The sequence below is a fragment of the Actinomyces sp. oral taxon 181 genome (assembly GCF_018370895.1).
GTDB lineage: Bacteria > Actinomycetota > Actinomycetes > Actinomycetales > Actinomycetaceae > Pauljensenia.
Map to the genome: position 1 here is coordinate 1 of NZ_JAGYZL010000018.1, position 17,294 is coordinate 17,294.

14 protein-coding genes, 1 tRNA gene and 1 pseudogene are annotated in these 17,294 nt (G+C 54.9%); 8 read left to right on the top strand and 8 right to left on the bottom strand.

From position 1 onward, the window contains the following. Positions 1–142: 142 nt before the first annotated feature. Complete coding sequence (locus KHW85_RS07750) at positions 143–1,372, top strand: Nramp family divalent metal transporter (protein ID WP_009409227.1); 1,230 nt, start codon at positions 143–145, stop codon at positions 1,370–1,372. Positions 1,373–1,393: 21 nt separating this feature from the next. On the opposite strand, the gene KHW85_RS07755 is transcribed toward KHW85_RS07750, so the two are convergent. Next, positions 1,394–1,831 (bottom strand): ribose-5-phosphate isomerase, encoded by a 438-nt coding sequence (locus KHW85_RS07755; RefSeq protein ID WP_019126177.1) that lies wholly within the window; start codon positions 1,829–1,831, stop codon positions 1,394–1,396. Positions 1,832–1,939: 108 nt separating this feature from the next. Between KHW85_RS07755 and KHW85_RS07760 the strand changes: the two genes are divergently transcribed. Then, positions 1,940–2,012 (top strand) — tRNA-Arg (locus tag KHW85_RS07760). 13 nt (positions 2,013–2,025) lie between these two features. Here the strand turns inward: KHW85_RS07760 and KHW85_RS08280 are convergent. Beyond that, positions 2,026–2,844 (bottom strand): annotated as a pseudogene (locus KHW85_RS08280) (sulfite exporter TauE/SafE family protein); the annotation flags it as partial. Positions 2,845–2,898: 54 nt separating this feature from the next. Between KHW85_RS08280 and KHW85_RS07765 the strand changes: the two are divergent. Next, positions 2,899–4,314, top strand: coding sequence for a sodium:proton antiporter (locus KHW85_RS07765; RefSeq protein ID WP_291459479.1), 1,416 nt, complete (start codon positions 2,899–2,901; stop codon positions 4,312–4,314). Positions 4,315–4,399: 85 nt separating this feature from the next. On the opposite strand, the gene KHW85_RS07770 is transcribed toward KHW85_RS07765, so the two are convergent. Genes KHW85_RS07770 through KHW85_RS07785 form a run of 4 tightly spaced genes read right to left on the bottom strand, consistent with a single transcriptional unit; the run spans position 4,400 to position 8,491 of the window. Continuing rightward, positions 4,400–5,191, bottom strand: a complete 792-nt coding sequence (locus KHW85_RS07770; RefSeq protein WP_291459465.1) for a glycerophosphodiester phosphodiesterase family protein — start codon at positions 5,189–5,191, stop codon at positions 4,400–4,402. Between the two features lie 2 nt (positions 5,192–5,193). Continuing rightward, positions 5,194–6,060: a M23 family metallopeptidase gene (locus tag KHW85_RS07775; protein ID WP_291459466.1), complete on the bottom strand. Its 867-nt coding sequence runs from the start codon at positions 6,058–6,060 to the stop codon at positions 5,194–5,196. Positions 6,061–6,116: 56 nt separating this feature from the next. Continuing rightward, positions 6,117–7,181 (bottom strand): hemolysin family protein, encoded by a 1,065-nt coding sequence (locus tag KHW85_RS07780; RefSeq protein WP_291459467.1) that lies wholly within the window; start codon positions 7,179–7,181, stop codon positions 6,117–6,119. Further along, positions 7,178–8,491 (bottom strand): hemolysin family protein, encoded by a 1,314-nt coding sequence (locus tag KHW85_RS07785; protein WP_291459480.1) that lies wholly within the window; start codon positions 8,489–8,491, stop codon positions 7,178–7,180. Before KHW85_RS07785 ends, KHW85_RS07780 begins: the two co-directional genes overlap by 4 nt. A 193-nt stretch (positions 8,492–8,684) precedes the next feature. On the opposite strand from KHW85_RS07785, the gene KHW85_RS07790 reads away from it, so the two are divergent. Both KHW85_RS07790 and KHW85_RS07795 read left to right on the top strand, forming a co-directional pair. Next, complete coding sequence (locus tag KHW85_RS07790; protein ID WP_291459468.1) at positions 8,685–12,434, top strand: multifunctional oxoglutarate decarboxylase/oxoglutarate dehydrogenase thiamine pyrophosphate-binding subunit/dihydrolipoyllysine-residue succinyltransferase subunit; 3,750 nt, start codon at positions 8,685–8,687, stop codon at positions 12,432–12,434. Between the two features lie 8 nt (positions 12,435–12,442). Then, the gene (locus KHW85_RS07795) at positions 12,443–13,045 is read left to right on the top strand and encodes a GDSL-type esterase/lipase family protein (protein ID WP_291459469.1); all 603 of its coding nucleotides are present in this window, start codon (positions 12,443–12,445) and stop codon (positions 13,043–13,045) included. A 238-nt stretch (positions 13,046–13,283) separates the two neighbouring features. On the opposite strand, the gene KHW85_RS07800 is transcribed toward KHW85_RS07795, so the two are convergent. Both KHW85_RS07800 and KHW85_RS07805 read right to left on the bottom strand, forming a co-directional pair. Beyond that, positions 13,284–13,589, bottom strand: coding sequence for a hypothetical protein (locus tag KHW85_RS07800; protein WP_291459470.1), 306 nt, complete (start codon positions 13,587–13,589; stop codon positions 13,284–13,286). Beyond that, entirely contained in the window at positions 13,579–14,172 is a 594-nt protein-coding gene (locus KHW85_RS07805) for a sigma-70 family RNA polymerase sigma factor (RefSeq protein ID WP_291459471.1), read from the bottom strand. Before KHW85_RS07805 ends, KHW85_RS07800 begins: the two co-directional genes overlap by 11 nt. A gap of 239 nt (positions 14,173–14,411) precedes the next feature. Between KHW85_RS07805 and KHW85_RS07810 the strand changes: the two genes are divergently transcribed. Genes KHW85_RS07810 through rsgA form a run of 3 tightly spaced genes read left to right on the top strand, consistent with a single transcriptional unit; the run spans position 14,412 to position 17,240 of the window. Then, positions 14,412–14,867: a hypothetical protein gene (locus tag KHW85_RS07810; protein ID WP_291459472.1), complete on the top strand. Its 456-nt coding sequence runs from the start codon at positions 14,412–14,414 to the stop codon at positions 14,865–14,867. Next, a complete protein-coding gene (gene aroA / locus KHW85_RS07815) occupies positions 14,864–16,177 on the top strand; it encodes a 3-phosphoshikimate 1-carboxyvinyltransferase (protein WP_291459473.1) in 1,314 nt (437 codons plus the stop codon). The genes KHW85_RS07810 and aroA overlap by 4 nt, the downstream gene beginning before the upstream one ends. Next, complete coding sequence (gene rsgA, locus KHW85_RS07820; protein WP_291459474.1) at positions 16,170–17,240, top strand: ribosome small subunit-dependent GTPase A; 1,071 nt, start codon at positions 16,170–16,172, stop codon at positions 17,238–17,240. The genes aroA and rsgA overlap by 8 nt, the downstream gene beginning before the upstream one ends. Positions 17,241–17,294: the final 54 nt, after the last annotated feature.

The following is a 17,294-nucleotide window of genomic DNA, read 5'->3' on the forward strand; positions in this document are numbered from 1 at the left end:
TATGAGATGAAAGTTCTTCTGGAGTCACCACTTAAGGGTAATCGTTTCGATTGCTCCCATGCCACACTGAAACTCTGTGACACCTCACAAAATCTGGAGTAAAGTTCGGTTATACGAAGATTTTGATCTGTGGAGATAGAAAATGAGTGGTCACCGTCTCAAGCAGCATCGACTATTTGCTTTGATGGGTCCGGCATTTATTGCAGCAATTGCGTATGTGGACCCAGGTAATGTCGCTGCAAATATCACTGCGGGTGCTCGCTACGGCTATCTCTTGGTATGGGTACTTGTTCTTTCGAATCTCTCAGCCATGCTTGTCCAATACCTCTCAGCAAAATTGGGCATTGTCACCGGAAAATCTCTCCCCGCACTTCTTGGTGAACGCCTTCGTCCCCACAATCGAATTCTGTTCTGGGTCCAAGCGGAAGTAGTCGCAGCTGCAACCGACCTCGCTGAGGTTATTGGTGGAGCAATCGCCCTCAATCTTCTCTTCGGCATTCCCCTTTTGTGGTCCGGTGTCATCATTGGCGCCGCATCCATCGTTATCCTGCTCTTCCAAGGGCACCGCCAGAACATTTTTGAAGCAGTCATCATCGGGATGCTTGTCGTCATTACGGCGGGATTCTTAGCGGGACTTTTCTTCGCGCCCCCTCAGTGGTCTGAAGTAGCAAGCGGGCTAATCCCCCGATTCAAGGGCACCGACTCAATCTTGGTCGCAGCCTCGATGCTCGGCGCAACTGTCATGCCGCACGCGATTTACCTGCACTCTTCCTTGGTCAACGACCACCACACAGATCCGGAAATCGAACGACCCCACAAGCGTGCGCTTCTTCGCGCAACTCGTCACGATATCTTGTGGGCACTGAGCATTGCCGGAATCGTCAATATCGGCCTACTCCTTCTTGCTGCCTCGGCTTTGTCTGGAGTCGAAGGAACCGACACCATCGAAGGCGCCTACCACGCGATCGCAAACGCCCTGGGCGGCACCGTTTCCACCATCTTCGCTCTTGGCCTGCTGGCCTCAGGCTTGGCATCAACCTCGGTGGGTGCCTACGCGGGTTCAGAAATCATGAACGGTCTTCTCCACGTGAACGTCCCACTGTTGGCACGCCGCTTGGTAACGATCATTCCGGCCCTGATCATCCTGGGAATGGGAGCAGAACCAACATGGGCATTGGTTCTCTCGCAGGTAGCACTTTCCTTCGGCATCCCCTTTGCCATTGTGCCGCTCATGTATCTGACGCGAAACAAAAAGCTCATGGGTGAATATGTGAATAAGCCGCTGACAATCGCAGTGGCATCTGTGATTGCAGCGGCAATTATTCTTCTCAATATTTTATTGGTCTATCTGACCGTTACCGGTCAAAGCTAAGCGACAGCAGCCAGTCAGGTATTAGTACGCGTCCATCACTGCGATGCGACGCTTGTGTCGCTCATCCTCGCTAAAAGGCGTTTCCAAGAAGGTCAAAACAAAGCGGGTGGCATCTTCCTTCGAGTGCTGACGAGCACCGACGGCAATAACATTCGCATTGTTGTGTTCACGAGCAAGCACAGCGATGTCTTCGTTCCATACCAGTGCCGCACGCGCACCCTTGACCAAGTTGGCAGCCATCTGCTCGCCATTTCCCGAACCACCAATGACCACACCCAAAGAGCCGGGATCTGAAACGACGCCTTCAGCGGCTTCGATACACATCTGCGGGTAGTCATCATTGGGATCATAGGTTGTTGCACCGTGATCGATAACCTCATATCCCGAATCACGAAGGACCTTCACCAGGTGCTCTTTAAGTTCGAATCCGGCATGATCAGTTGCAATATGGACGCGCATGTAAACTTCCATTCACGTTGAAGAGAGGGAACCCCTTCATGATACGGCCTGATCCGAGGTTCTACTAGCGTTTGAGCTCGGGCTAAAGACTGATAAACTGAGGCGGTTGCCCCGATAGCTCAGTGGATAGAGCGTTCGCCTCCGGAGCGAAAGGTCGCAGGTTCGAATCCTGTTCGGGGCACTTTTCGCGCCACAATGATGGAACGCACCAAGAGCACCGCAAACCACGCACCAAAAAGCAAGGCATCAACGCGAGGCGATAGAATCGTCGCACACCACGCTCCAAAAGGAACTGCGCACACAGCCGTGCAACCAACGATCAATGCGGGGCCAAGACGGACAAGGCCTCGTCGATAATTCGTTACCGTTCCGCTCAGCGCACCCGGAAGCATCACGACCATCGATACTCCACGAGCACCCAAGTCAGACATACCCAGAAGGGTCAGTCCAGGTATCGCAACTGCTCCCCCACCAATTCCCAACAAACCGGCAAGAAAACCACACAAACATCCCAGTAGGAACAGTGCTATTCCCACCGGGAGAGTAACATCAAGAGCCCCCTCGCGAGCGGGAACATACACAACCTGGATCACAATCAATGTCACGATGAACGCGACAAACCCCCAGCGCAGAACGCCCTCAGACAGTCGCGCAAGCATCCATGTCCCCATTTGTACACCGATCAACATGCCCATGGTCATAAGAAGCGCAGGGATCCACGCAATTCTGCCAACTGCCGCATAGGAGATCACCCCGGAAATGCAGGTTGGAACGATGGCTAGCAAACTTGAGGCCGAGGCATCGCGCTGAGAATAACCAACCGCCATGAGCGCAGGGACAATGACGGTTCCACCACCAATTCCAAATAAACCTGAGAGTGAACCCGCAAATAAACCGGCAGCAATCAGTAGCGCGACATCGCGCACACGCTGGGACATTAAACCTCCTCGACGAATTCCATCATAGGCGTGCCGATCGCATAGGAAGATACTTTCTGCCCCACGCAGCGCCATAGCCTAGGATGAATGAGGCAGCGTGCCAACCAGATTCACCGTCAAGGAGTTCTTGTGGAATACCCGTTGTGGTCTCTACTTCCCTTTGTCGCAATGCTCGCATCTATCGCGATTTTGCCGCTTATTCCTGCCACCTCACACTGGTGGGAGCGCAATTCCTCTCAGCTCACCGTCGCACTGATCTTGGCAGTTCCGACATCGCTGTGGATGTTCTGGAAGGCCGGAAGCGCTCCGCTGATCGACACAGGGATTGAATACTTCCAATTCATCTGCCTCCTGTTCTCACTCTACGTAGTCTCGGGCGGTATTCACCTCGCCGGTGACATTCGCGCAACCCCCCGGAACAACACAATCTTTTTGGCAATTGGCGGCGTCCTGGCATCCTTCATTGGGACAACCGGTGCGGCAATGCTGTTGATCCGTCCCCTCCTTGCCACCAACCGCGAGCGTGTGAACAAGGTCCACACCGTTCTCTTCACGATCTTCATCGTCGCTAACTGCGGGGGCCTACTCACTCCGCTTGGTGACCCGCCGCTCTTTCTTGGTTTCCTCAACGGCGTTCCCTTTACATGGACGCTGAACCTGTGGAAGGAATGGGCGTTCGTCCTTGGAATCCTTCTCCTTTCTTATTATTCGCTTGATCGCCTGTACTATGCCTCGGAGCCCAAGCTGGCTATCGAAGAGGACAACGAAGACATCGAACCTCTGCGCCTACACGGTGCAATTAATCTTCTATTCTTCGCTGCGATCATCTGCTCCGTTGCTTTCCTTCCCTCATGGGATGCCGAGGCCATCATCGAAGGTCATGCGCACGGAAGCGAGTTGGTTCCGTGGCGTGAGGTCGTCATGCTTATCGCAGCTGGCCTTTCACTGACTGTTGGCAATAAAAATGTCCGCTACGAGGAGAACGCTTTCCAGTGGTCCCCCATTGCCGAAGTTGCTGCACTCTTCATCGGCATTTTCGCCACGATGGCCCCCGCACTGCGCGTCCTCGAAGAAGTTGCGCCTTCTCTTCCCCTCAACCGCGGAACTTTCTTCGTCTTCACGGGTTCCTTGTCCTCGGTCTTGGACAATGCTCCGACCTACATGACCTTCTTCGGAATGGCAAAGACCTTGGGCGGAGATGGAACGCTCATTGCCGGAGTTCCCGAGGCCTATCTGATCCCAATCTCCTTGGGCGCAGTTTTTTGCGGCGCTATCACGTACATTGGCAATGGTCCAAACTTCATGGTCAAGTCCGTGGCCGAGGCCGACGGCATCGAAATGCCCAGTTTCGGTCGTTACATTGTGGATTCATTCATGTTGCTTGTTCCCGAGCTTGCAGCGATGGCGATGATCTTCATTGGCACTGGCTGGGTCCGCATCGCAGGCATCGCAGTGGCCATCGTCTTGGTGGGGATTTCATTCTGGCGAATCGCACGCGCCCGTACCATTGAATTAGCAACCCGCACCCAGGGCATTGATGCCTAAGCGTTAAGGCAACACCATCATAGACAAGCGTGTGGGAGGCACATCTGCTGCCTCCCACAAGCTTTATGCTTCTCTATCTCGGTGTCTATTCGGCATTTGCCGGTGCAATCGGATACCACTGGCCTCGTTCTTCAAGAACCTTGCGAGCCCTTGTTGGATAGTCCGTGATGATTCCATCAATGCCAAGATCTAGCAGACGATGCATCTGTTCTTCCTCGTTGACGGTCCAGACGTGCACGGCACACCCCAAGGCATGTGCTGTAGCGACAAAGCGGCGATCGACAACTCGAATCGCCCCCATCTTCTCAGGAACTTGAACCGCCCATACTCCTTCAAGAGGTCCTGGGACAAGAAGACGTCTGGCAGGCTGCGCGAGCTGTGAAGCTGCAACAAGACGAGTAACCGCGCCAACGCCCACCGAGGTGACCAGACGAGGCTCCAAACGACGCAGGCGACGCAGCCGTGATTCGTCAAAGGAAGCGACTAAGACACGTCCAAGCGCATCATGTTCATGAATAACTTCAAGCAAAGGAAGCGCAACTTCGTCACTCTTAGCATCGATATTGAAATACATGTCGGGAAACTCGTCCAGGGCCTCAGCCAAGCGGATCATTCGCCCACCATCAACACCGCGCAATTCACGCAGCTCGCTCCAGTTCATTTCACGGATTTTGCCGCTTGCTGAATACGTGCGATCGACCTCGGGATCGTGGTTGAGAACAACCTGACCATCGGCGCTTAAATGTGCGTCTGTTTCAACGTGATAGACCTGAATATGACGTAGCGCTTCAAAAGCTTCTGGGGTGTTCTCAGGTCCTTCTGCTCCCCCGCCTCGATGCGCAAGAATAATCGGTCCGTCGCCCACAACCCGATACATGCTTAGCACTCCTTACCGATGTGGACCGCCTTATGGTCGGCCATCCATGCCTCCGGATCAACTGGTTGATCTGAAGAATTGTGAATCTCAAAGTGAAGGTGAGGTCCAGTAGACCAGCCATTTGATCCAACGGCTCCGATTTGCTCGCCAGCTGAAACCTGTTGGCCGACCTTGACTTTAATATCCTTCATGTACTGGTGAAGGTAAGCAGAATAGAACACGCTTCCATCACTTGCTGTGTGACGAATTGTCACAAGAGCTCCAGAACGAGAATTCTCTGAAACTTCTGTCACCTGTCCAGCAAATACCGCATGAATGGGAGTCCCAAGCGGGGCGGCCATATCGACGCCTTCATGCATGAGCATGGTTCCCGAGACGGGTGAAATGCGCATCGAAAAAGGCGAAGTGATTTGGTAGGTGCCCTCTTGAAGAGGCCAGTAGATCGTGTCCGCCTTCGTCAAAGTGCGCGTACCGTCAGCCGCACCGCCCCCATCACCGACGCATTGAACCATGAGCGGCGAACGCACCCGCGATCGCGAGGCAGCATCGACCTGCGCATTGAGGCCGGAAGAAAGCAAGACAGCTTGAGAATCAGAGGCCCACGACTGCGAACCAATTGCTGCGCCGAACTGACGCGAAGGAATAGAGATTGAAACGTCGGGACGAAGAAAACCACTGAGCGGAACCGCAATGGTCATTGCACCTAAAGCAAGAAGAACGCTGGAACGCACAAGAAGGCGAGCAGCTCTACCGCGCTTACGTCCCAGGGGCTCAGCGGGAAGAACCTGGGCAGCATCAACCTGCGCACGCTGCGCGCGCTCATGGGCGCGCTGGCGTCGCGTGGGTAAGTTCGGTGCTGGTGTCGTCATAACTTTTTAATCATCCCAAATATTTTTCACTCACGCAGGTACTTGTGTCCTAGCGCTCATGCTTGGCGGTGAGCCCCCGGAAGCGAATCGCGTTGAAGTGCATCGCGGACCTCACCGACAAGACGCTCAAGAATATCTTCAAGGAAGAGCACTCCTTGAACGTTTCCATCCTTCCCAATGACCTCTGCGAGGTGGGCGCCCGCGCGCTGCATATGGCGCAAAGCATCTTCCACCTCAGCTTCCATCGAGACCGCTTCCATCTTGCGGATTCTCCATGAAGTGACAGGTTCGAATCGCTCAGCGCCCTCGGCGTACAAGACGTCCTTGAGGTGAATATATCCACTCAGCACTCCGGACTCGTCGGCAACGGGGAATCGCGAGAAACCTGTACGCGCGACTTCCTTCTCAACGTCCTCGGGAGTGCACTCAGCACTCAGAATCACCAATTCACTCAGCGGAACCATGACATCGGAGGCGTTCTCAGTAGAAAACTCTAAGGTTCCAGAGAGCAAGCCCAGATCATCATCAATCATTCCCTCTTGCTGAGAATGCTCAACGATGGTCGCCATCTCTTCGATGGTAAAGGTCGCAGAAATCTCTGACTTTGGTTCAACTCCCGCTACGCGTAAGAACCAATTTGCCAGGTGATCCATAGCGTGAATGATCGGGCGAATGACATGGCCGATATTGACCAGAATCGGCGCAAGGACAAGAAGAAGACGCTGTGGATTCGCAATTGAAAGGTTCTTCGGAACCATTTCGCCGAAGACAACGTGGAGGAACAGCACTAAGACCAAAGAAAAGGTGAAGCCAACAACGTGTATCCACGAATGCGGCAGCCCCCATTTTTCCATGGGTCCCTCAACCATTGCGGCAAAAGTTGGTTCAGCAACCACACCCAAAGAGGTTGAAGCTACGGTCACACCCAACTGACAGATTGCCAGCATCAAGGACACGTGCTCTAAGGCAAAAAGCGCATAACGCGATCCTCGAACTCCCTCTTCCACCAAAGGCTCAAACTGGGAACGCCTGGAGGAGGTCGTCGCAAATTCGCCCGCGACGAAGAAGGCATTCATCGCTAGTAAAAGAAGGGTGAGGACTAAAGCAAGGGTGCTATTCACAGGAGCACCTCACCTTCGGCCTCGTGAACGGGCGGAACAACGCTCACTTGCATGACGCGCCTGCCCATCATCTGAATGACCTCAAGGCGCACGCCAGCAACTTCGCATCGATCTCCAACCTGTGGGATCGTTCCCAGTTCGGTCATGATCAGGCCTGCAAGAGTGTCATAGGGCCCATCATCAGGAAGGAAAATCTTAATCTTTTGCGCGAGTTCATCAATCCGCAGACGCCCCGGAACAAGGTAGGACCCATCAGGACGAGGACGAATACCCAGGCGACGTTGATCGTGTTCATCAGCAACATCGCCAACGATCTCCTCGACGACGTCTTCAAGAGTGACAATTCCAGAGACACCACCGTATTCATCAACGACCACTGCCATCTGCAAGCCTTCTTCACGCAACTGCACCAAAAGGGTCGCCAGATCTAAGGTCTCAGGAACGCGTGGGGCATCTGCCAAAAGAGAGGAGGAGAGGACCGGGACCTCGTCACGCTTCCCATAGGGAACCGCAACAGCCCTGCGCAATGAGACAAAACCGATGATGTCGTCACGATCTTCACCAATCACAGGGAAACGAGAATGCCCGGTTTCGTGCGCGGCACGGACAACATCAGAGGCATAGGCATCATCGGGAATCGTGTGAAGAAGCCCGCGATCGGTCATGACATCCACGGCAGTGAGTTCAGTGATGCGGATGGAATTCGTGAAGAGCGAGGCCGTCGAGGTATCCAATGTCCCTTCTTGGGCCGAGTGGCGAACCATCGCAGCTAATTCTGATGCCGATCGTGCAGATGAAAGCTCTTCTTGGGGTTCTACTCCCAGAAGACGCAATATCCCATTGGCGGAGGAATTCAGGACGACAATCACCGGCTTGAAGATCACAGTGAAGAGAGTGTTAAAGGGGACAATACGTCCCGCGGTCTTCAGGGGATGGGCCAGTGCTAGGTTTTTCGGAACAAGCTCACCAAAAACCATGGACATCACATTGATAATGACCGCCGCGACACCCACTCCAACAGCCGAAGAAATAGCAGTTGATAGCCCCATTCCAACGCCCGCCTTCGTGAGAAGATCCGCGAGCGCAGATTGCGTGGTATACCCCAAGAGAATCGTCGTTAAGGTGATGCCAACCTGCGAACCTGAAAGTTGAGTCGAGAGGTTCTTAATGGCCTGTCCCACCTGACGTGCCCGGGCGTCACCCGCAGCTGCACGACTTTCGACGACGGCCTGATCAAGGGCGACAAGAGAAAATTCTGCGGAAACAAAGATGAAGGTACCCGCGGTGAGGATCACTCCTAAAAGGAGCATTGCGATATCAAAAAGCACGCTGGCCTCCCACCATTTGGTGGTGAAGACACATCGAACTTTGGTCAGGGCAACAACTGTCACTATCCATGGTTCTTCCAGTCTATCTGGACCCACCCATCTTCGAAGTGTGAGAAAGGCCCACGCAGGAAAGGGCATTCTGGACGTGAGGGCCTAAAATAATGTCAAGACTCACATGGCCGTGTTCAGGGAAAAGGATGGTGTAACGGTGGCGGATTCCCCACGTTCACACGAATGGGTTCAACAAATGCGTCAGCAGTGGTTGACCGATCCACACAGTGTGGATGCGTCTTGGCGCGCCTATTTTGAGGGTGATACCCTCCCGGCACAGCTCCATCGAAGCCAAGCTCCTCTCCCCACTCAACCCACCGCGGTCGTCAGCGCTGAGGCCGCTTTGGCTGCTCACGAGGACAACCCGACAACGGAGCAGCCGGAAGTTTCGGTGACGCGCTCCGATCTTCCTCCCGCTCCTCCGGCGCAATCCGCCCAGGCCTCGTCACCCTATGCACGTATTCACCGCACGTCCCCAGTTGCCTCGTCTTTGTCAGAACAGACAGAAACCCAAGATGAACTCCATGTGTTGAAGGGCATTGCTCGCGCAACGGCTCGCAATATGGATGAGTCACTCACGATCCCAACAGCAACTTCCCAACGTCAGATTGCGGCAAAAATCCTCATTGAAAATCGATCGGTCATCAATGCGCATCTTGCACGCACGGTCGGCGGTAAGGTTTCATTTACCCACCTCATCGGCTACGCGATTGTCGAGGCGCTCTGCGAGATGCCGCAGATGAATGTCCGCTATTCACTCAACGATGGCAAGCCGGCTATCGACGAGCGCGCACACGTCGGTTTTGGACTTGCGATCGATATCCAGCACGCGGGCGAACGCCGTCTTGTTGTCCCCGTGATCCATCAGGCCGATACTCTTACCTTCACCGGTTTCGTCGAGGCCTATCAGGACATTGTTTCACGCGCGAAAGCCGGCTCACTCAGCGCTGAAGACTACCAGGGCGCGACGGTTACGCTCACGAACCCCGGAACCATTGGAACAACAACTTCCGTTCCGCGCCTGATGAATGGTCAGGGTGTCATCATCGGTGTGGGCGCGATGGATTACCCAGCGGAATTTGCGGGAGTTTCTCCGCGCAAACTTGCCCTTTTGGGCATTGGTAAGACGATGTTCGTCTCTTCTACTTATGACCATCGCGTGATCCAGGGCGCCGCTTCGGGTGATTTCCTGCGTCTCCTTGATCTCAAACTCAGCGGACGCGACGGTTTCTATGACCGCGTGTTTACAGCGCTTCATATCCCAATTCCCCCCTACGTGTGGGAAGCAGACTTCGAATACGATCTTGAGCGCGAAAAGGGCAAGCCCGCTCGTATTGCCGAGCTCATCCAGGCCTACCGTTCACGAGGCCATTTGGCAGCAGATACCGATCCCCTGGCTTATCGCGTCCGCCGCCACCCCGATTTGAACCTTTCAACCTACGGCTTGACCGTCTGGGACTTGGATCGCTCGTTCCCCACGGGCGGTTTCGGTGGAAGCGAACAGATGCTGCTTCGCGATCTGATTGCCCGCCTGCACGATACCTATATTCGTTCTATTGGTATCGAATACATGCACATTCAGGACCCGAACCAGCGACAGTGGGTCCAAGAACGCATTGAAGGCCCCTTTGAAGCACCTTCTGCTAAGGAACAGCGCCGCATTCTTTCGACCCTCATTCACGCTGAGGCTTTCGAAGAGTTTTTGCAGACTAAGTACCTGGGCCAGAAGCGTTTCTCTCTGGAAGGCGGAGAGTCGCTGATCCCGCTTTTGGACGAGATCTTGAATAGGGCTGCACACCGCGGGATCCACGAGGTTGCCATTGCGATGGCTCACCGCGGGCGCTTGAATGTTCTGGCAAATCTTGCTGGGAAGAGCTATGCCCAGATTTTTTCCGAGTTCGAAGGAAATCAGGATCCGCGCACTGTTCAAGGCTCTGGCGACGTCAAGTATCACCTGGGTACCGAAGGCGTATATTCCTCTGAAGACGGCGTAGCAACGAAGATTTCTCTTGCGGCAAATCCTTCGCATCTCGAGGCTGCTGACGGCGTCCTCGAGGGCATTGTTCGCGCGAAGCAAGACGTCTTGGGTGATCCTGATTTTCCCGTGGTTCCACTACTCATTCACGGTGATGCTGCCTTCATTGGCCAGGGTGTCGTTCAAGAGACTCTCAATATGTCTCAGCTGACCGGCTACCGCACTGGCGGAACCATTCACGTCATTGTGAATAACCAGATTGGTTTTACAACCGGTCCAGCTTCAGGTCGTTCAACGCGCTACCCAACCGATTTGGCCAAGGGACTGCAGGTCCCGATTTTCCATGTCAATGGCGATGATCCCGAGGCCGTAGTCCGCGTGGCTGCATTGGCTTTGGATTTCCGCGAGGCTTTCCACAAGGATGTCATCATCGACATGACCTGTTACCGCCGTCGCGGCCACAATGAGGGCGACGATCCTTCAATGACGCAGCCGGTCATGTACTCGCTCATTTCACAGCTTCCGTCCACCCGTGAGGTCTACATCCGTAACCTTGTTGGCCGTGGTCAGTTGACCGATGAAGAAGCCCGCGCGTCAATTCGCGCCTACGAGGCCGAGCTCAGTGAGATCCTTGAGCACACCCGTGAGCACGGTTGGGCCCCGCAGCAAGAACACCCCACTGAAGATGATCAGTGGCAGGTTCCCGAAAGCCAGCTTCCCGGCGCGGGAATGATGATTGGCTGGTCTTCGGCAGTCACCCCCGAGGCGCTCGAGCGTGTTGGTGATGCCTACGTGAATTTCCCGCCTGATTTCACCGTGCACCCCAAGCTTGAGAAGCTGTGCCAGAAGCGTCAGGAAATGGCAACTGGTCATGCCCCGATTGACTGGGGTTTCGCGGAGCTCCTAGCCTTTGGCACTTTGTTGATGGAAGGAACGCCTATTCGTCTCTCAGGTGAGGACGCACGACGCGCAACTTTCGTTCAGCGCCATGCAGTTTTGCACGATCATAAAGACGGTCGCGAGTTCACTCCCCTACACTTCCTTACTCCCGACCAGGCAAACTTCGATGTTTTCGATTCGCCGCTGTCGGAGTATGCGGTATTGGCCTATGAGTATGGCTACTCCATCGAGCGACCCGAAGCTCTGGTTTTGTGGGAAGCGCAGTTTGGAGACTTCGCGATTGGCGCTCAAACGGTCATCGATGAGTTTGTTTCTTCCGCGGAAACAAAGTGGGGACAGCGTTCGTCCTTGGTCATGCTCTTGCCGCACGGCCAAGAGGGCCAGGGGCCAGACCACTCGTCTGCACGAATCGAGCGATACCTGCAGCTTGCCGCGGAAAACAACATGTGGATAGTTCAGCCCTCTACCCCGGCGAACCATTTCCACATGCTGCGCACTCAGGCCTACAAGAGGCCTCGTAAGCCACTGATCGCCTTCACCCCGAAACAGCTTCTGCGTCTGCATGCAGCGTCATCGCGTCTTGAGGAATTCACCACCGGATCCTTCACTCCCGTATACGGCGAAGTCGATTCGCGGGTAGAGACAAGCCATGTGTCGCGGGTGATTTTGTGCTCGGGACGGATCTACTACGACCTGATCCATGAGCGGGAAGAACGCGGTGCGTGGAATACGGCGATTATTCGCGTTGAGCAGCTCTATCCGCTTCCTACTGAGGAGCTCCGTCAGGTTCTATCTGCATTCCCGAATGCCGAACTCCTGTGGCTCCAAGATGAGCCAAAGAATCAGGGAATTTGGCCTCACTTCGCCTTGAATTTGTTCCCCGAGCTAGGAATTGCACCGACTTTGGTCTCTCGTCCAGAGAGCGCAACGACCGCCGCCGGGCGAGCAAGCTTGCATCGCGAACAGGCCGCGGAGCTCATGCGCCGGGCCTTCGCATAGGGGGCGTCATGCGAATCTGTATTATCGGCGATGAACTCATTACCCCCATGGGAGATCCCCGAGGCCTCGGTTGGGTTGGGCGGGTATTGGCACGTTCCGAGTTCCCTTCTCCGCCAACCGTCATGACCTTGGCTGTTCCGGGAGAAACGACCTCGCAGCTTGCTGCACGCTGGGAGGATGAGGTCGTGTATCGCTTTGCTCCCGACGAGCCTTGCGCGCTGATTATTGCTGTTGGATGCAGTGATATTCCGGCCGGGATTTCAACTCCCCGCTCTCGTCTCAATTTGGCGAATATTACTGACCGGGCATCAACTTTGGGGATCCCCTCAATGGTCGTTGGCCCACCTCCGCTTGCCGGTGTGCAATCCTCTGCGGTGAAGGAGCTTTCACTGTCCTGTCAGCAGGTGTGCGAACGGCGAGATATCCCCTTTGTTGATACCTATGCTCCCCTGGTCGCTCATGACCAATGGTTTGAAGACATGGCGTCTTCATCCGTACGCAGTGCCCGTGGGGCGTCGATGCCCGGACAGTCTGGTTTTGCCCTGATGGCTTGGCTCGTTCTGCATCAAGGGTGGTTTGAGTGGATTGGCGCCCAAGAAGCCGAATCCTAAGAAATCCAGCGGAAATAAAACTGTGGGGTCCGATGCGATGCATCGGACCCCACACCCGTTTAAAACACGGTTCAGGCGTTAGGACGCTTGCCGTGGTTCGCGCCGTGCTTACGACGATCGCGACGCTTACGACCCCTCTTCGACATTGTCGTCTCCTCTAAAACTGAGATATCCAACCTGTACAGTTTTTCACACCCACAGCGTTTCTCCAAACAGAGAGCACCCTGCGAGTCGAAACTCACGATTCTGTCGAGCTCCAGCTCACCGTCACACAGGTCTTGGAAACAATTCGTGCTCGAAGAGACGCAGGTGCGGGTTCGTCAAGACAGTGTGCCAGTAGCGAGCGAACATAACGCTCGGTGCACATCGATTCCTGGCAGTGGGAACAGCGTGAAATATGTTCAAGCAGCTGCGCGCGCAGAGCGGGATCCTTCAGACAGTCGGTCGTAATGTGCTCTTGGCAGCCCTCTCGGTCGAGAAAGTCGATGACCTCATAGAGGTGGTCATGTAATTCCTGACAAGCACGATGATCATCAATCTGCATGGTATCCCCCAATACCGTATTCCGCCGCAAGTTCAGATAGGTTCTCGCGAAGATTCTTTCGCCCACGATGAAGCCGTGACATGACAGTCCCAATGGGAATGTCAAGCATCTCGGCAATTTCTTTATAGGCAAAACCTTCAACATCAGACAGAAGTACGACCACACGCTGATCCTCAGACAAAGCTTCAAGAGCCGAACGAAGCTCAGCTGACGGGATATTATCTAAAGCTTCGGCTTCCGCCGAGACAAGCCCCTTTTCGTCGTGTGAGGCAGCCGCTGCCAACTGCCAGTCCTCAACCTCTTCACCACCGCTTCGCTGTGGTGAACGCTGTGCCTTGCGGTACTGGGTAATATACGTGTTCGTCAAAATCCGATACAGCCAAGCCTTAATATTCGTTCCTTGCTGATATTGGTGGAACTTCGTGTAGGCCTTCATAAAGGTCTCTTGAACGAGATCTTCTGCGTCGGTACGATTGCGCGTCATCCCCAGCGCCGCACCGAAGAGCTGATCGACCAGAGGAAGGGCTTGTTCGGCAAAAAGCCGATCCTTTTCCTCTTGACTGATTTCTTGTGTATCACTCATCGATGTCAAGGCTAATCGCGAATACCTAGGATGGGAAAGTGGACGCGCAAAATCAGGGCGAGGCTTTTGCCTTCCCCTGACCCGTGGGCGCTGAGCCACTCTCACATCGCTTTGCATATCCACATCAACGCCTGCGATTGCTAATTATTCCGCTCCATATTCCAAGCGCAGCCAAAATTGCCCATTTTTTCTCGACGTGGAAACCGGTGCACCTGAGTATTTTTTGACACAATAGGGCTATGTCTATTCTTCGCGGTATCGCTCGTCCCCTGTTGGTTGCCCCCCTTGCCCTAGACGCACTTGACGCCTTGATCCACCCCGATCAGCATGCAGCTAAACTCGAAGGACTTCGCCCGCTCTTCAACAAAGTTGAGGATTTGACACAGGTCGATGACATCGACCCCTACCTGCGTTCCGCCGCGCGCATCAGTGCGGGCGTAGCCTTGGCTGCCTCCATTACTTTCGCCGTCGGCAAAGCCCCCCGCACCTCGGCCGCGCTCCTGGCAGGGATCGCTCTTCCCATGGCGATTATTAATCACGAGGATCGCACGTCCCTTGGTCTCAAGCTTGCAAATTGTGCAGGGCTTGTTTTTGCGGGGATGGACCGACGCGGTCGCCCAAGCGCTGCCTGGCGTCGCGATGAGAAACGCCGCGCACTTTCTCAGCAGACGATTGCAGCGGGCTTAGGACAGTGAAGCACTGGGACGCACCGCGCGTACACGAGCCACTTAACACTCAGGTTGAAATCCCAGGCTCAAAATCTCAAACTGCCCGAGCTCTCTACCTTGCAGCAACCGGTTCTTCACCCTGCACCATCCACGGACTGTTGCGCTCCCGGGACACAGATCTCTTTGCCGAGGCCCTAGTAACCTTAGGTGCGCAGATTTCGTTTCTTGGTGAGATGTCGGCGCGCGTGATACCAATGGAAATCGGCTCAGCTACCGAAGAAAAACGGCAGATCGACTGCGGCCTTGCAGGAACTGTCATGCGTTTTCTTCCTCCCCTAGCTGCACTCTCTCCCATCCCCACGCGCTTTGATGGCGATAAACAAGCCTATGCGCGCCCTCTCGGCGCCCTTCTCGATGTCCTCGAAAATCTGGGGGCACACATCACCTATCACTCAGAGCACGGTCATCTCCCCTTCACCATTAAGGGGCCACTGCGCTACCACCCCGGTACGGTCACCGTTGATGCCTCGGCCTCTTCTCAGTTCTTTTCTGCAATGCTGTTGATCAGTCCTCTCCTTGGCGGAGCTACCATTCGCAGCGAGCAAGAACTGATCTCTCTTCCTCATATCAACATGACCTTGGACATGATGCGAGCAACCGGGATTACCTGGTCAAAAATCAGCCGAAGCGAGTGGAAGATTGAGGAAGGCAAGCCCACGGCCTCGGAAATCAAAATCGAAGCGGACCTTTCAAATGCGGGTCCCTTCTTGTGCGCGGGAATCCTCAGCGGCGGAAGTCTTGCCATCCCTCATTGGCCTGTGAACTCCACACAGCCGGGAGCAATGTGGCCAAAACTTTTTGAGCGCATGGGGATTGACACCCGATTGCTTGTCGAAGGAAGCGAAAACGGCACCTTGTTTGTCGACGGCCACGGCCCAGGCACTTTCCAGGGGATCACCTGTGATATGTCCGCAATGGGCGAGATGGTTCCGACCCTTGCTGCGCTCCTGCTCTTTGCACAAACTCCATCTACTCTCAGCGGAATCGCGCACCTTCGCGGGCATGAGACTGATCGTTTGGAAGCCATCGCGGACTCCATTCGATCCCTAGGTGGCTGCGTCGAAGTTTTTGACGATGGCCTCACGATTTGGCCGCGCCCGCTTCATGGCGCCAAGCTGCGCTCCTTCGCAGACCATAGGATGGCAACTTTCGCTGCAATCGTTGGATTGCTCATCGATGGGGTGAGCGTGGACGATATCGCGTGTACCTCAAAAACTCTTCCGAACTTTGAATCTATGTGGCAGAGCATGCTGGAGAATCGAGGCGCAAATGTCTAGACGCGATATCGGCACCGATGACCCGCGCGTGAAGGTTCGCCCTGGGAAGCGCTCGCGGCCACGTACAAAAGTTCGCCCTGATTGGGGTAACAAGCCAATCGGTCAGGTAATCGGTATTGACCGTGGCCGCTACCTGGTTCGCTATGAAGATATCAACCTGCGCTCTGTTCTTGCCCGCGAGCTCAAAAAGGGAAGCGTTGTCGTTGGTGATCGTGTCCGTTTGACCGGCGATCTCAGCGGCCGCGTTGATACCTTGGCCCGGATTGTTGCTGTAGAGGAAAGAAGCAGCGTTCTACGCCGCTCTCTTGAGGATGCTCCCGATCAAAAGGGAGAAAAGATTATCGTTGCAAACGCACAGATTATGGTGATTGTGACGGCTTTGGCCGATCCTCCTCCGCGGATGGGAATGATTGACCGCTGTTTGGTTGCCGCTCACGAGGCGGGGATGCGTGCCGTTCTTTGCCTCACGAAAGCTGATCTTGCTCCGGCCGAAGAATTCCTTCGCGCGTATGCGGATTTTGATCTGACAACAGTGGTGACCTCGGTTGCCGCTGGCGATCAGGGGCTTGACGAATTAAGAGAGCTTCTCGCCGGGCATTTTTCCGTTTTGGTTGGCCACTCCGGAGTTGGAAAATCAACGCTCATTAACGCGCTGATTCCACAGGCCCAGCGCAGCGTGGGAATGGTCAATCAGGTGACCGGGCGAGGTCGACACACATCAACCTCTTCGCGAGCCTTCGAGCTGCCTGGCGGTGGCTGGATCGTTGACACCCCCGGTGTGCGTTCCTTTGGACTCGGGCATGTCGATACCGACGATGTACTTGGCGTTTTCCCCGACGTCGCCGAGGCTGCGCAGTGGTGCCTCCCGCTGTGCACGCACCTCGAGGATGCCCCCTCATGTGCACTGGATGCGTGGGCACAGGGGCGTGAGCCCTTCAGCCTTCCTTCTTCTCCTTCCGAGGCCGAGGCAGAACGCCAGAGGCGTACTTCCCGGGTCACTTCCGTCCGTCGCCTTTTGGATGCGGTTGCAGGAGCAATGCGCATTTCGAAGGCTGCACGCTGATTTCGAGGGAAATTTTCTGGTGCTCCTCCAAAGTGACTCAAAATGCCGGTGGGG

Excerpts from the sequence above, each read along its gene's own strand:
- KHW85_RS07795 (WP_291459469.1), top strand. The coding sequence starts at position 12,443 with ATGCGAATCTGTATTATCGGCGATGAACTCATTACCCCCATGGGAGAT.
- KHW85_RS07750 (WP_009409227.1), top strand. The coding sequence starts at position 143 with ATGAGTGGTCACCGTCTCAAGCAGCATCGACTATTTGCTTTGATGGGT.
- KHW85_RS07755 (WP_019126177.1), bottom strand. The coding sequence starts at position 1,831 with ATGCGCGTCCATATTGCAACTGATCATGCCGGATTCGAACTTAAAGAG.
- KHW85_RS07785 (WP_291459480.1), bottom strand. The coding sequence starts at position 8,491 with ATGCTCCTTTTAGGAGTGATCCTCACCGCGGGTACCTTCATCTTTGTT.
- KHW85_RS07790 (WP_291459468.1), top strand. The coding sequence starts at position 8,685 with ATGGCCGTGTTCAGGGAAAAGGATGGTGTAACGGTGGCGGATTCCCCA.
- KHW85_RS07775 (WP_291459466.1), bottom strand. The coding sequence starts at position 6,060 with ATGACGACACCAGCACCGAACTTACCCACGCGACGCCAGCGCGCCCAT.
- KHW85_RS07800 (WP_291459470.1), bottom strand. The coding sequence starts at position 13,589 with ATGCAGATTGATGATCATCGTGCTTGTCAGGAATTACATGACCACCTC.
- KHW85_RS07805 (WP_291459471.1), bottom strand. The coding sequence starts at position 14,172 with ATGAGTGATACACAAGAAATCAGTCAAGAGGAAAAGGATCGGCTTTTT.
- KHW85_RS07810 (WP_291459472.1), top strand. The coding sequence starts at position 14,412 with ATGTCTATTCTTCGCGGTATCGCTCGTCCCCTGTTGGTTGCCCCCCTT.
- KHW85_RS07770 (WP_291459465.1), bottom strand. The coding sequence starts at position 5,191 with ATGTATCGGGTTGTGGGCGACGGACCGATTATTCTTGCGCATCGAGGC.
- rsgA (WP_291459474.1), top strand. The coding sequence starts at position 16,170 with ATGTCTAGACGCGATATCGGCACCGATGACCCGCGCGTGAAGGTTCGC.